The following is a 13,091-nucleotide window of genomic DNA, read 5'->3' as shown; positions in this document are numbered from 1 at the left end:
CCGCTGGTCTTATTCGCCCTTCTGCGGCTTTGTCTTTGTCGACTTTTTGCGTGAGAAGATCCGGGCCACGAGCGGGTAGAGTGCGAATCGGCCGCCGCCGGTGAAGATCAGCGTAACAAATCCCGCGAGGTAGAGAGCCGCTTTCTCTTTGACCGCGAAGGCGTCGCTGGCGTGGATCATTCCGAAGGCGACGAGCATCGTGAACGCGAGAGGAATGGCGACAATCGGCGTGGCAAACCCGAGAATCAGCAGGCCGGCACAAACAACCTCGGCTCCGATTGCGGAGATCAGACTGAGCTGACTGCCCATTCCCAGGGGATCGGGAAATGAGGAAGAGAGCTCGCCGTATTTCAGCAGCTTGGGGATGCCGTGAGTCAGCATCATCCCGCCAAGGGCGACGCGGAGAATGAGCAGGCCGACGGAAGTGAGCGTGTCCTGTTGACGCAGTGCCATGATTTTTCGTCCTGTGTGCGGGAGGGATTGAGTGGGGACTCGTTTCGCGCAATTGTCTGGAAGACGTAACCGTCCCATCCGCGTAAATTGCAGCGTTTCCGTTGAAAACGCGACCTGACACGGACAGACCATCGAACGCTCGGCAGTCGAATTTCGAATTTGTTTTAGATGTCGAGGGTTTCGCGCGGGCCGATGGCGACGGTCGTCAGCTGCCCCAGCGGGTACTGATCGAGCAGCGAGCGAACATCAGCCGTCGTGAGAGCGCTCAGTGTGTTCAGATCATCTTCGACCGACCGGTATTCCTGCCGGTAAACCCAGTTGCTGCCGAGCGACGAGAGCCGTCCCATCGGGCGTTCGCTGCGCAGGACAATCCGCGAAGCGACTTTGTTCTTCGCCTGCTCGAGCTCTTCTTCGGTGACGCCGTTCTGGTTGATTTCCTCGTAGATCTGGGTGAACTTCGCGAGGTTCTCTTCGACATCATCAGGATGGCAGGTCAGGAACGACATGTAGGCTCCGGAGCCATCGTAGTCGTTGTAGCTCAGTTCGGCTGCTTCGGCATGGCCCGGCTCGATCAGTTCCCAGTACAGGCGACTGTTGGAATCGTCCCCCACGATGACGGAGAGGATGTCGGCGGCGAATCGGAGTTCGCTCTGCGACGGCGGAGCGGGAGCCATCTGTGCGACATGTTCCTGGATCGATCCTGCCTTGGTGAGGACCGTAAGACCACCGGGAGGACGTGCTTCGTCGATCGACCGATCCGACTTACCCGCTGGCCAGTGAGCGCAGTACTCCTCCGCCAGTTGAGTGAGCCGTTCCCAGTCGAGATTCCCGGCGACCGCCAGGGTGATGTTCCCCGCCAGGTAGTGCTTGCGGTGATATTCCCGCATCTGCTCGGCGGTCAACGCGGTGATACTGTCGACACTTCCCAGAATGCTGCGGGAGAGGGGATGCCCTTCGAAGTGCGTGTGCATCAGCTTTTCATACGCAGAGAAGGTCGGCATGTCGTCGTACATGCCGATTTCTTCGAGGATGACCTTCTTCTCCATATTGAAGTCGTCATCCCGGAGCGTCGGGTAGAGGATCGTCGAGATGAGCTGGAAGGTCTGTTCGAGGTACTCCGGCAGAATTGCGGCGTAGAACAGCGTGACTTCTTCGCTGGTTGACGCGTTGTACTTGGCGCCGACCTCGTCAAAGATGCGGTTCACATCGACCGGCGAAAACGTGTCGGTTCCCTTGAAGACCATATGTTCAAGGAAGTGGCTGACGCCGCTGACCTCGTCGGTCTCGTCCCGGGATCCGGTGCGAACGAAAAAGCCAAACGCCAGGCTGTGCACGTTCGGATTGACTTCGGCAACAATGTTGAGGCCGTTGGAGAGCGTGGTCTGTTGAAATTTCATGAGCAATCAATCGCTGCGAAACTGATAAAATGTCGTCAGGGAATGATAGCAGCGAGGGCGTCAGGTGACTATGGGGGATGAACCCGGGAATGTGAGCCGGGGGCGCCATTTCAGAGACGCTCAGCGGGGGCTGGCACTTTCCGGGGAGACTGCTATTTCCGGAGTTGAGGCGGCGCGCAAAAAAAATCGCCGTCGTCTGAGGAAATCCGCAGACGACGGCGTGGCGTCGTGAACTCAATTGTTCTGCATCAGGTTCGATGCATCAGCCTGAACTAGAAGGTCAGGATGGCGTCGACGCTGAAGATGAAGCTGTCGAACGGGTCGCCAGGATTGTTGTTGGCGTCGAAGGCAGCTGCGTTGTTAACAGCGTTGGCGATGGCGTTGTCCGCGAAGTAGTAGCGAACTTCCGGACGGATCACCAGGTTGTCCATCGGACGAATGTTGGTGCCGAACGTTGCCGAGTAAGCATCGCTTCCACCAGCACGCCACCATTCGAAGCGGGTACCAACACCGACCTTGTCGGTCAGATCGTAGATCAGGTACTGGTTGATGCCGTAAGCTTCGACCGAACCGAGGCCGCCGATCGAGTAGGCACTGGCCGAAGCGGCGGTACCGTATTCGGTGGCGTCGACATAGTCAGACTGAGCAACGTAGTTCCAGCGACCGTCACAACCGAAGGTGTGATCCAGCACGAGGCTGTGGCTGTAACCGGTACCAATCCAACCCAGGTCACCGAAGGTGGTGATGTAGGTCAGCGAGGTGTTGTCGCTCAGAGCAACGCTCGAACCACCCAGGAAGTTGCTGCCGCCCGAGTTCTGATCGAAAGCCGTGTCCCAACCGAGTGTCCAACCGTAGTAGTTGGTCACATTGTCGGACATGGCGTGTGTCGCCAGAACGCCGGTGTGGGTAAACGCTTCGCTGTTGAACATCGTCATCGAGTGGCTGTAGAAGAAGTTATCCGGAGCCGGAACAACTTCGTAGCCGAGCAGCGTGTAGAAGTGACCGGCTTTAACCGACCAGTCTCCGTAAGCGACTTCACCGTAGGCCTGAGGCAGAGCCCAGCCGTATCCGTTGTGAATGTTGCGGCCGTTGTCCCAGTCCCAGCGAGAATGGGTATTCCCGAAGGCTTGGGTGAACTGAGCGTCCGAACCGTACATAATGTCGAAACGTCCACCGAAGTCGACGCCGCAGCTGCCATCGGCAACCTTCTCGACATACAGCCAGTTCTGCTGGAAGTTGAAGCGGTTATCGAACTGGTTGAACAGACCGTTCTGACCAGTGTAGTAACCCATCTGTGCCCAGCCGCCGACAGTCCAGCCGTTTTCTTCGATGTCGCAGCAACCGACACAATCGTCGACGCAGAGATCATCGCAGCAGTCGTCGATGCAGAGATCGTCGACACAACCGTCGTCGTAGCTCCACAGCCCGCACATCGACTTGAGCCGACCGCAGAGGCGATCACCAGCCGAAGTGAACACGCAGTCTGGCTCACAGCATGAATCCAGACAATCGCCAGCCTGTGCAGAACCGGCGGTGCCCATCGACATCCCGGCTGCAATCAGGAAAGCGCTCAGCACCTTCCAACTCTTTGGGGTCAGTAACATCATGTTTCTCCTTGCTCTCCCTTGGGATGATTTGTGGCAGAGTGAAGGCAGGTTTACGCTCCTGCATCACAGATCCCCACCTGCGAGGATCTGATCTCATGCAGGAGGATCTGCCACAAAACGAACGAACCAGGATGGAAATCCTGTGACGAGCGCAAATGGGGCAACTCTTTCAGAAAGATTTATCGGCCACACTTGCGAAACAGGATGAAATGAATTGACTGGCCCCGTCGGCAAAACAGGTTCCTAAGAAATAATTCTGCAAGATCGAAATAACCGTTACAGATTACCGGAAATACGTGTACCCAACGCCACTATCCACCCCGGATTGTGCTGAATTTCCGGGCACAAAAGGCCACCATTCCGGCTTTCCCAGATTCACTGATACGACCCGCGTCCCGAGAAACCGGCTTCTGGCAAGCGGCTCGGCCATGATTTTTTCAGAAAATCCGCCTCTCCGGCGCGGTCAGCCGAATGCCTCGATTGCGTCACCGACGAGCTTTGCCCGGGTTCTGCAGCCTCGCAACACACTCGCTTTGCCCGATGCCAATAAAAAAAAAGCCGCCCTGAAATCAGGGCGGCTCGGCAGGGTGTCGACAGCGCGCGTTACTTAGCAGCCTTCTCCGGAACACATTCCTGGTCGCAGCAGGGGTAGAACTTCTTCAGATTCCACTTGAAGCGACAGAAATCGCGTTCGAACTCATAGATTTTGAGCGTGTTGATCTTTCGAATCCGCGGACAGCCAAGTTCGCAGCACTTCTGCCAGGGAAACTTGACCGGAGGAATACAGACATAGTCTTTCTCCACCTGCCAGCAGTAGTCGTCCTCGGTCTCGTTCTCCCAGCAGGGCTGACAGGTCGCCTTATACGGCTCGCAGACAGGCGGGCAGCACGGCGGACAACTCCCGGTCTCGAGGCAGGCGTCCTGGGCCAGGGCGGCTGAGCCTCCGCAGATCGTCAATAACAGTAAGGCCAGATAGCCAGAACTTCGCATTTTCTCACCTCTTTATAACAGCACCGATTTCAAACCGGTTCGATTTCGATGTCAGGCCGATTGTCCCTCGGCCGTTGGATGACCCCAGGCTCTAGAAATCGGCTCCGAAACGGACACCGGCCGTGAGCGAATTCCCGCCGGTGTAGCCCGCCACGGGCTCGTGATCCCGAATATCGCCGTAAATCAGGTTGAACTGCATCCGGGAATAGGCCGTCCAGTACCAGTTCAGTCCCAGAGTGGCCGTCTGACCGACGCCGCCGCGAATGTCCTGATCGGAGATATCGAGCAAGTCGTACCGGCCGGCCAGCTGCCAGGCTCCCCAGCCGCTGCCAATTCCACCGCAGCAGCGTTCGACCAGGAAGAAGTTTTCGAAGGGACGGATGCGATCGATGGAGCCATCGGTGCGATCGATCGGAATGTGTTCGCCGGTGAGAAAGTACGAAGCCTGGACGTAATAGCCGTCGAAGTGAAGATCGGGTCCCGTCCCCGCGGTGGTATCGTCCCGCTGCATCCAGATGTTCATGTACTCGCTGGTCAGCTGAAGCGAGCCAATGTTGAGCATCGTTTCGAACGCCAGCACTTCATACCAGTTGGCTCCCGCGATGCGTCCCGTGTCGAGCCAGCGGGATTCCGATCGCTGCGAGAGACGGGTGCGGAAGCGGCCTTCATTTTCATTGGTGACCATATTATCGGCGTCGCCATCGGGATTGGCGAACATCCCCGCGATGCCCAGGTGCAGATAGCCGCGACCGCCGGAGGTGCAGTCGTACCAGGGAGTTCCGGTGAATCGGGCGTGGAGGCCGTATTGGCCGGCATCCCCGCGGTTTGCGCGGTCGCCAGCGGAGTTTTCCAGCGTGGCGATCCCGTATTGCCAGTTGAACGACTCGGCGTCGTTGTAGCCGTGCATCATGATCCCCATCCGGCGGGCATCTTCGTTCACGGCTTCCACGATCAGCGGACGTTCGAGGAAAATGTTGAACCGGCTGCTGTTCCAGTGATCCAGGCCGATTGGTCGCTTCTGATGACCGAGAATCAGGCTCTGGTTATACGGAAGCTCGCGGAAGCCGATGTAAACGTCTTTGATCGCGGCGTCTTCCAGTTCAGCGAAGTCGAGCTGCATTCGCCAGAACATGGTCTGAGTAATATCGCCGGCGAACTCCATTCGAATTCGACGGAAGGCCCAGACATCTTCCGGGTCCTTGCCATAGGCGGGAGAAGCCGGATTGGGATTCTCGTAGAAGTCGATGCCCTCGCTCGATTCGGCGAAGCTCCAGTAATCCCAGTGAATCCGACCACCCACCTCGAATGTGGTCTTTTTGAGGGCGTCCTGCTTCTTCTTTTCCTCGGCTTCCTTCATCTTCTCCCAGTTTTCTTCCAGCTTCGCGAGCCGGTCGAGAACTTCCTCATCAACCGTGGTGACGGCAGGGACCCCGGGAAGCGGATCCCCCTGCCCGTCCTGGTCGTACTGAGCTTCGAGGCGGTCGATTCGGGACTCGGATTCTTCCATCCGAACGGCCAGACCTTCGAGCCAGTTGTCACTGGAGTTTTTGAAAACCAGCTGAGAAGGCACCGTGGCGGTCGCCAGCGGAGAAGAAGCGGAAGCAGGCGCCGGCGGCGGAGGGACCGGCGGCGATGCGAAAGCTGGCGCTGCCCACAGACAGCACACCAGACTCGTCAACGTAGATCGAATTTTCACGGAGTATCCTTACTCTTGAGAGACGCGACGAGTGGTCGGCTCTTACAACTGAAGTCCCTTCAGAGGCGCCCTTGTCCCCTCGCTGGTGGTGAAAGTCCGTTTATTCCGGATGCTCCACCAACGACTACTCTGAGAGCTGAATCGACTTTGATGAAATTGGGGGTTCGTCCGGAGATCGGAGTTGAACCGAATCTTAACAATTCCTTCAAATTCACATTCTGGTCGTATCGGCTGTAGCGATTGTGCAGCCTGTTGGCGAACCGCCCGTACAGGACTGCATGCGAAACACGCGGCAATCATTTCCGGGTTCGCGATCCCGTCTGCAGCCACGCTGGCATGGTCCCGAACCTCTTGGTAGTCTGCCTGTTTGCAATCACGTGCTCCAGAATTCGCATAGAGAAAGGTTTGATCCGGATGGCGGACAAGCTGCTGAAACTCGGAATCCCTGCTGGGTCGTTACAGGAAGCGACCGCCGAACTGTTCCGCCAGGCGGGCTACAACATCAAATTCTCATCGCGCTCGTACTATCCGACCGTTGATGACGACGAAATCGAGTGCCTTTCGATCCGCGCCCAGGAAATGGCCCGCTATGTCGAACAGGGCATCCTCGACGCCGGGATCACCGGTCACGACTGGATTACCGAAACGGGAGCCGACGTTCACGAAGTTTGCGAACTCGTTTTCTCCAAGGTCAGCCGCCGACCGGTCCGCTGGGTCCTGGCCGTGCCGGAGGATTCCGACATCCATTCCGTCAAAGATCTGGAAGGCAAACGGATCGCCACCGAAGCGGTCGGCCTGACGAAGATGTATCTCGACAAGCACGGCGTCAAAGCCGAAGTCGAGTTCTCCTGGGGGGCGACCGAAGTGAAGCCGCCTCGCCTGGTCGATGCGATCGTCGAAGTGACGGAAACCGGTTCATCGCTGCGAGCGAACAACCTGCGAATCGTCGACGAAGTGCTGCAGAGCACCACCCGACTGATCGTGAACAAGAAAGCCTGGGCCGATGACTGGAAGCAACAGAAGCTGAACAACATCGCTCTGATGCTGCAGTCGTGTCTGGCCGCCGAAGGCAAAGTGGGCCTGATGCTGAACGTCCGCCGGACCGATCTGGAGAAGGTCCTGAAGAGCCTCCCCGCTCTGCAGCAGCCGACGGTCTCGTCGCTGTCCGATCCGGACTGGGTCGCGATCAACACGATTATCAGTGAATCGGTCGTCCGCTCGATCATCCCGGAACTCCGCGAAGCCGGCGCGACCGGGATCGTCGAGTTCCCGATCAACAAGATCATCGACTAAAGAAAGCGGCTGCACACCGACAGGGGTGACCCCGAAAGATTCTTTCGGGGCGGCGCAGCCGTGGGAGAACGGAGTTGGTTCCGGGGGCTGGGGAGAGGGTTCACTCACACGGAAGATGAAGTCGCGCTGAATTGACACCTCGTCAAACGGCGTCCTCCAACGGCTTCGCCGCCCTGATAGCGGAGCTATCAGGGCCACCCAGGCTGAGAAACACTTGATGCTTTGCAGCGTCGAACTGTTCCCGCTGAGCATTCAACAACGCGATGAATCTCTGTGCCATCCGTCCATTGTGACAACCGCGTCGCGACCGAAGGGTGGCCCCGAAAGATTCTTTCGGGGAGGCGCAGCCGTGGGAGAACGGAGTTGGACCCCGGGGCCTGGGGAGAGGGTTCACTCACGCGGAAGATGAAGTCGCGCCGGGTGCCATGCCCACGCTCGCGTGGGCATGCTGTCCGAAAGGGTCCCTCCGGAAGAATCTTTCAGGTCCGCGAAGCATGGACCCCGCATTCCCCTTCACCCTAACCCTCTCCCCCGGCGGGGGCGAGGGGACTTCTGTGGGGTAACGTCTTAAGGACTCACCCCCGTCAAATAGCAATCCTCCTACGGCTTCGCCGCCCTGATCGCGGAGCTATCACGGCCACCCAGGCGCCGGTGCGGAACAGGACGACAAAAGCCTCCGCGATCCCTGGCGATCGCGGAGGCTTCTTTATTGTCACGTCTTGTCAGCGGCAGTTGACTGCCGGTGCGGTGATCGCTCTAGTTGATCGGCAGGGCGAAGTCGCCATCGCGGTCACGGTAGACGCAATGGATGTGGTTGGCCGGGTTGCCGGCGGCGTCCGGCTGGGTGTTCACGAACTCGATCGAGAACGAGCGGCTTTCGATGCGGTAGTAGTGGCCAATGCCCGGCTCGGTGGCTCCGGCCCAGGCGAAGTAGACGTTCTTGAAACCGTCGCGACGGATCTCTTCGAGTCGCTCTGCTGCTCGGCGATCGGTCACGGCATTGACGTAGACGTCGACCAGCTTGCGGAGGATTTCCGTCTGCTTTTCATCGAGATCACGGGCCTGGATGCCGACGGGACGATCTTTCGGCGGATGCGGACTGCCGGCATTGCGGATCTCGCGGGGAGCTTCATCGGCAATAATCGCCGACGTCTTCTGCTTGCTGCTCAGCGAATTGACCAGATCGAAGCCAAGCTGTTCTTCGTCGTGCAGCACGGCCATGTTCATTTCAAAGCCGAGATCGTTCTTCGTCTTGATGACCGCCGGGTTAGCGGCGAAGAACTGCGGCGTGGCGGCGATCAGTTTGCCATCTTCGCTGACGAAGTTGAGCGACAGGTGATGCCCTTCGAAGCTCAGCCCCCAGCGGCTCTCTTCACGAGGATCGCCGAAGAGGGTGACGTAATATTTGAGGGGATCGCGGCGATCGCGGGTCTTGGGATCTTCCAAGGAGTAGAGCAGCTTCTCAAGCGACATAATCGTCTCGGCCTTTTTGTAGCCGGCTTCGCTAAGGCAGGTCTTGAGCAGATTCAGAGCGGTTCCCCGCTGTTCTTCGCTCATCGAGCGGAGCATCAGCCCCTTGCGGGTGTCCATCGGAATGAAATGCCAGTCGACCCGCTGCGACGACTCGTAAGGCAGTAGAGCCAGGTCAGTCTGCCGTTCATCGAGCGAATTGAGCAATTCGGTTGCCCGGGCAGTCATGTCCGGTTTGGAAGATTCTTTCTTCAGCAGCGACCAGGCGTCGGAGACAAGAAGCGAGCTGCAGAGGATGGCCGCACACAGGGCAAGGAGGCCGGGGAATCGTTTCATGAGGATCAACTCCTGAGGTGGGATCGTTCAGAGTTCGGGAAGGATCAGTCATATCATAATCAACTGATCATTACCACCACCCCCGGGCGGACTCTCGCTCCGCAACCTCCGACCGGAGAGGCTACATCCCCTGCATCACCTCGTTGATCAATCCGATGTACCAGAGCATGATGCTGAAGACGACGAAGATGATGAACCCGGCAACAATCGCCCAGACAAGCCATCCGAGCGCCCCGGCCAGCGCCTGCAGCGAGCGACGAGCCTGCTCTTCGAATTCGGGGCTCAGACGATGCAACATCTCCGGCACCGTGCCCGAAGTTTCGCCAACGTGAATCATCTCGATCACATCTTTTGGGAACAGGCCGGACTCTCGCAGAGACGTCGTGACACTTTCACCCTGTTGAATCCAATGATTGATGCGGTCGGTCTGTCCGATGAAAGCGCCATTGCTGGTGGCCCGCATCGAGGCTTCGATACTCTCATCAATCGGCATTCCTGCTTCCTGCGTGAGATGATAGGCCCAGGCGAAGCGGGCGATGGCGAACGACTGCATGCAATGGCCGACCACGGGAATCCGCATTAATGTCGTGTCGAGATACGTCTGCCCGGCCATGTTCGAACGAACGATTTTGTAAGCCAGGAACAATCCTGCCGCGGTGCCAAAGACCATCGTCAGCCAGGTGATCGCTCCCGCCGTTCCAGTCAGTCCCCAGCCAAGGACATCGATCGGATCGCCGCCCTGCGATTGAGCAATCCAGCCGAGAAGCAGGATCAGTCCGGCGATGACAAAGACCGCCATGACCAACTGAATGATCGGCCAGGCGATGGCGGAATAGAAGTCTTTTCGCAGGCGAAGAAGATTGTCGTAATGATCGGCCAGTCCAGACAGGATCTCCGGGAGAGCCCCCGTCCGCTCGGCGACATCGACCATGTTGATCGTCAATTCGGGGAAGACATCCCGTTCGCGCATCGCCGGGGCGATCTCTTCGCCCTTTTGAATGTCTTCGGCAATTCGCACGCTCGCGACACGCACGTCGGGATTGGCTGCTTTCTCGCCGGCAATCAGGAAGGCTTTGTGAGCCGGGATGCCGGTTTCCAGCAGCGTGGCTAGAGACCGACACAGCAGTGCCAGCGATTTCAAGGGCAGAGAGCGACGGAACATGCGCGGGTCACCTTGCAGAAGCGGATCGAAGCCGATGCTTTGAGCATACCGCGAGACGCCTTCCGAACAAGGGCCGGCAGACCTGACGGCACCATCGGGCCGCCGACGGCACAGTATCGAGAATGAAGAAACCGAAAAGTCTGGAAGGATTCCGCAGACGTCCCGATACTTCGTTCCTCAAAGCGACCTGCTCTCTTAAACGCAAACGGCGGCAAGATGCCGCCGCTGGAAATCGAAAATCTGCCGCAAGAGGAGGCTAAGCAGACGAAAGCCGCGTACGAGAGGCTCCTTTCCTGCACACGGGGACACATTGCCCTCGAAGCGACGTCGCGATTTGATCACGACGGTCAATCAACAAGACACGGACATGGAGGATGTCCTTAGAGCGGATCGCTGATCGTTCCTGCCAACCACAATCGGCGGCAGGGCAGGCTTGTCCAACCGAAGACCTACTTCTTGCCCTTGCGGGAAGGAGCGGGCTTGAGCTGGGCGGATTTGTTGCCCGGGTTGGCGGCGGCGTCGATGGCAGCCATCTGTTCGCGGAACCAGCCGGGCTTTTTGTCGCTGGCGTCGTCGCTCGGCTTCTTCTTTCCGGTTTCGGCCTTCTTCTGCTTGAGGCTCTCAGCCGTGGTATCGTGCAGATCGAGGATTTTGCGTTCCGCGATCGCCCACAGCGACGATGCGATGAAGTAGATACAGAGACCAGCCGGGACGCGATAGAACATGAAGCCGATGAAGATCATCATGTAACTCATCATCTTTTGCTGCAGAGCCTGTTCTTCGTTCGCCGGCGGCGGGGAGAACATTTTCTGCTGAGCGATGAACAGTCCCACTGTCAGAATCGGCAGCAGGTTGAAGTCGTTGCCGAGGAACGGAATCGAAAACGGCAGCGTGAAGAGTTTGTCCGGGCTGGCGAGGTTATCGATCCAGAGGAATTCGGCCATTCGCAGATCGACAGAAACGCTGAGCGCCTGGTAGAGACCGATAAAGATCGGAATCTGCAGCAGCATCGGCAGACAGCCGGCGAAGAAGCCGCTCTCTTTCATCAGGTCCATCTGAGCCTGAGCGAGCTTTTCCTTGTCGCCTTCGTGCTTCTTCTTGATCTCCTCGAACTTCGGCTGCAGCTCCTTCATCTTCTTAGCCGCCAGAGCATGCTTCCGAGAGATCGGATACATCGCTCCGCGGACCATCACGGTCAGCATGATGATCGAGATGCCGTACGGCAGGTAGACGGTGTCGTGGAAGAAGTGCAGGATGGCCAGCATGATCTTGCTGATCCAGCCAAACCAGCCGTATTCGATAATGCCTTCGGCATCGTAAGGCTGCAGGAGAGCTGTTCTCTTGGGACCGGCGAAGAGTGTGTATTCGTGGGAAACCGTCTGTCCGGGCTGCACCGGGACGGGCGCGGATTCAATCTGGAAGCTGATCAGACTCCGCTCCGCCTCGCGAGCACGACTGATGAGCATCGGCTGAGATACCGGCGGCTGACCATCTGTCGAATTCGCCGGATCAGGAATCAGCAATGTCGCGAAGAACTGGCCATCGACTCCGAGATATCGCAGCGGAGCCCGGAACTCTTCGACCCCTTCGGGTTCATCGGCTTCGTCGAGAATGGTCGAGGCGAGGATTGTCTCGCGACGGACGCCGCCCCCGTTGAGGAAGCCCGCCTGAACCGCCAGATACCGGCGAGTGTTTTCTTCGTCTTCCAGCGGAAAGCCGACGGGTCCCTGCAAGGCATACTGCATTTCAGCCGCATTTTGCCCTGTGTTCCTGAACTCGAGCGTGAGTTTGAGTTCGTACCCTTCCGCCGAGGTGTCACGTCGGGCCGGATCTCCCTTGTGCAGTTCGTAGATCTTGCGCAGCACCAGGTTTCCGTCCGGAGCCGGGTATTCGAACACGACTTTGTGATCGGTCAGTTCCTCTTCGACGACGTTCCAGTTCACACTGTCGAGCGATTTGCCCTGCGGGATCAGCTGATTATCCACGGCCGCCGCACGGAGGTCGAACGTGGCCAGTTTGCTGCCCTTGACCGAGCCGAGCAGTTGCAGCGGACGTTCGCGATCGGTCAGTTCCCGGTAGCGGTTGTCGTTGAGCTGCAAGGAGTTAATCGCGGCTCCAGCGGCCTCGAGTTCAACCTGCATGAAGAATTCGGACTTCGGATCCAGAGTTCCGATCGTGACGCGTCGAGCGGGGAAGTCAGCGACTTCCTGCGACGGGGCCGAAGGGGCAGGTTCCTCAGCGGGAGGCTCGTTTGCGTTATTCTCGACGACCGGAGCTTCGGGCTTCGGCGTCGAGGTTCCTTCCGGATCGGCGACCAGGGCCTGCTTCTGCTTATCCTGGGCGATTTGCCGAGCAGCCTTCTGCTCGATCAGCTCCGGATAGAAGTACGGGAGACCGACGTTAAGCCAGAGGTACATTGCTCCGAGCGAGAGCACGAAAAACGTGATAAAACGTCGTTGTTGATCCATCGACGGGGAATCTTCCGGGAAAAACAGAAAGCCAAAAATCGGGTCGCGAGAATTGGCGGTATTGTAGGGAAATCACAGGAGTGGCGGGAGGCATAATCCAGCCGAACGCAGCCGCACTCTCCAGAAAGGCCGCCCGCGCAAAGGGCTCAAACACCGTGAATTACGGCGTTCGACCAATTCCCCTGCCGGTGTTCGCGACGTGTGCGCCGCATTGCCGCA

Annotated in this window: 9 protein-coding genes; 1 reads left to right on the top strand and 8 read right to left on the bottom strand. The window is 58.2% G+C overall.

All coding sequences use genetic code 11. The features are described 5' to 3' along the window. Positions 1–9: 9 nt before the first annotated feature. The 5 genes from L1A08_RS03945 to L1A08_RS03925 form a co-directional block, all read right to left on the bottom strand. Complete coding sequence (locus L1A08_RS03945) at positions 10–453, bottom strand: DoxX family protein (RefSeq protein ID WP_238754451.1); 444 nt, start codon at positions 451–453, stop codon at positions 10–12. A 164-nt stretch (positions 454–617) separates the two neighbouring features. Beyond that, positions 618–1,850, bottom strand: coding sequence for a M16 family metallopeptidase (locus L1A08_RS03940; protein ID WP_238754449.1), 1,233 nt, complete (start codon positions 1,848–1,850; stop codon positions 618–620). Positions 1,851–2,122: 272 nt separating this feature from the next. Then, positions 2,123–3,454, bottom strand: a complete 1,332-nt coding sequence (locus tag L1A08_RS03935; protein WP_238754447.1) for an outer membrane beta-barrel protein — start codon at positions 3,452–3,454, stop codon at positions 2,123–2,125. Positions 3,455–4,060: 606 nt separating this feature from the next. Continuing rightward, a complete protein-coding gene (locus L1A08_RS03930) occupies positions 4,061–4,447 on the bottom strand; it encodes a hypothetical protein (RefSeq protein WP_238754445.1) in 387 nt (128 codons plus the stop codon). 91 nt (positions 4,448–4,538) lie between these two features. Next, entirely contained in the window at positions 4,539–6,143 is a 1,605-nt protein-coding gene (locus L1A08_RS03925; RefSeq protein ID WP_238754443.1) for an OprO/OprP family phosphate-selective porin, read from the bottom strand. 414 nt (positions 6,144–6,557) lie between these two features. Here L1A08_RS03925 and hisG point away from each other — a divergent pair, with 414 nt between their 5' ends. Continuing rightward, positions 6,558–7,436: an ATP phosphoribosyltransferase gene (gene hisG, locus L1A08_RS03920; RefSeq protein WP_238754440.1), complete on the top strand. Its 879-nt coding sequence runs from the start codon at positions 6,558–6,560 to the stop codon at positions 7,434–7,436. A gap of 756 nt (positions 7,437–8,192) precedes the next feature. On the opposite strand, the gene L1A08_RS03915 is transcribed toward hisG, so the two are convergent. The 3 genes from L1A08_RS03915 to yidC form a co-directional block, all read right to left on the bottom strand. Continuing rightward, positions 8,193–9,242: a DUF3500 domain-containing protein gene (locus L1A08_RS03915; protein WP_238754438.1), complete on the bottom strand. Its 1,050-nt coding sequence runs from the start codon at positions 9,240–9,242 to the stop codon at positions 8,193–8,195. Positions 9,243–9,363: 121 nt separating this feature from the next. Continuing rightward, entirely contained in the window at positions 9,364–10,404 is a 1,041-nt protein-coding gene (locus L1A08_RS03910) for a type II secretion system F family protein (RefSeq protein WP_238754436.1), read from the bottom strand. A 449-nt stretch (positions 10,405–10,853) separates the two neighbouring features. Next, entirely contained in the window at positions 10,854–12,872 is a 2,019-nt protein-coding gene (gene yidC, locus L1A08_RS03905) for a membrane protein insertase YidC (RefSeq protein WP_238754433.1), read from the bottom strand. Positions 12,873–13,091: the final 219 nt, after the last annotated feature.

The organism is Rubinisphaera margarita, from assembly GCF_022267515.1.
In the GTDB taxonomy this organism is placed as follows: domain Bacteria; phylum Planctomycetota; class Planctomycetia; order Planctomycetales; family Planctomycetaceae; genus Rubinisphaera; species Rubinisphaera margarita.
Note: the sequence above shows the minus strand (reverse complement) of the source record. Positions and strands in the feature narration are given on the sequence as shown.

Excerpts from the sequence above, each read along its gene's own strand:
- L1A08_RS03910 (WP_238754436.1), bottom strand. The coding sequence starts at position 10,404 with ATGTTCCGTCGCTCTCTGCCCTTGAAATCGCTGGCACTGCTGTGTCGG.
- L1A08_RS03940 (WP_238754449.1), bottom strand. The coding sequence starts at position 1,850 with ATGAAATTTCAACAGACCACGCTCTCCAACGGCCTCAACATTGTTGCC.
- hisG (WP_238754440.1), top strand. The coding sequence starts at position 6,558 with ATGGCGGACAAGCTGCTGAAACTCGGAATCCCTGCTGGGTCGTTACAG.
- yidC (WP_238754433.1), bottom strand. The coding sequence starts at position 12,872 with ATGGATCAACAACGACGTTTTATCACGTTTTTCGTGCTCTCGCTCGGA.
- L1A08_RS03930 (WP_238754445.1), bottom strand. The coding sequence starts at position 4,447 with ATGCGAAGTTCTGGCTATCTGGCCTTACTGTTATTGACGATCTGCGGA.
- L1A08_RS03915 (WP_238754438.1), bottom strand. The coding sequence starts at position 9,242 with ATGAAACGATTCCCCGGCCTCCTTGCCCTGTGTGCGGCCATCCTCTGC.
- L1A08_RS03935 (WP_238754447.1), bottom strand. The coding sequence starts at position 3,454 with ATGTTACTGACCCCAAAGAGTTGGAAGGTGCTGAGCGCTTTCCTGATT.
- L1A08_RS03945 (WP_238754451.1), bottom strand. The coding sequence starts at position 453 with ATGGCACTGCGTCAACAGGACACGCTCACTTCCGTCGGCCTGCTCATT.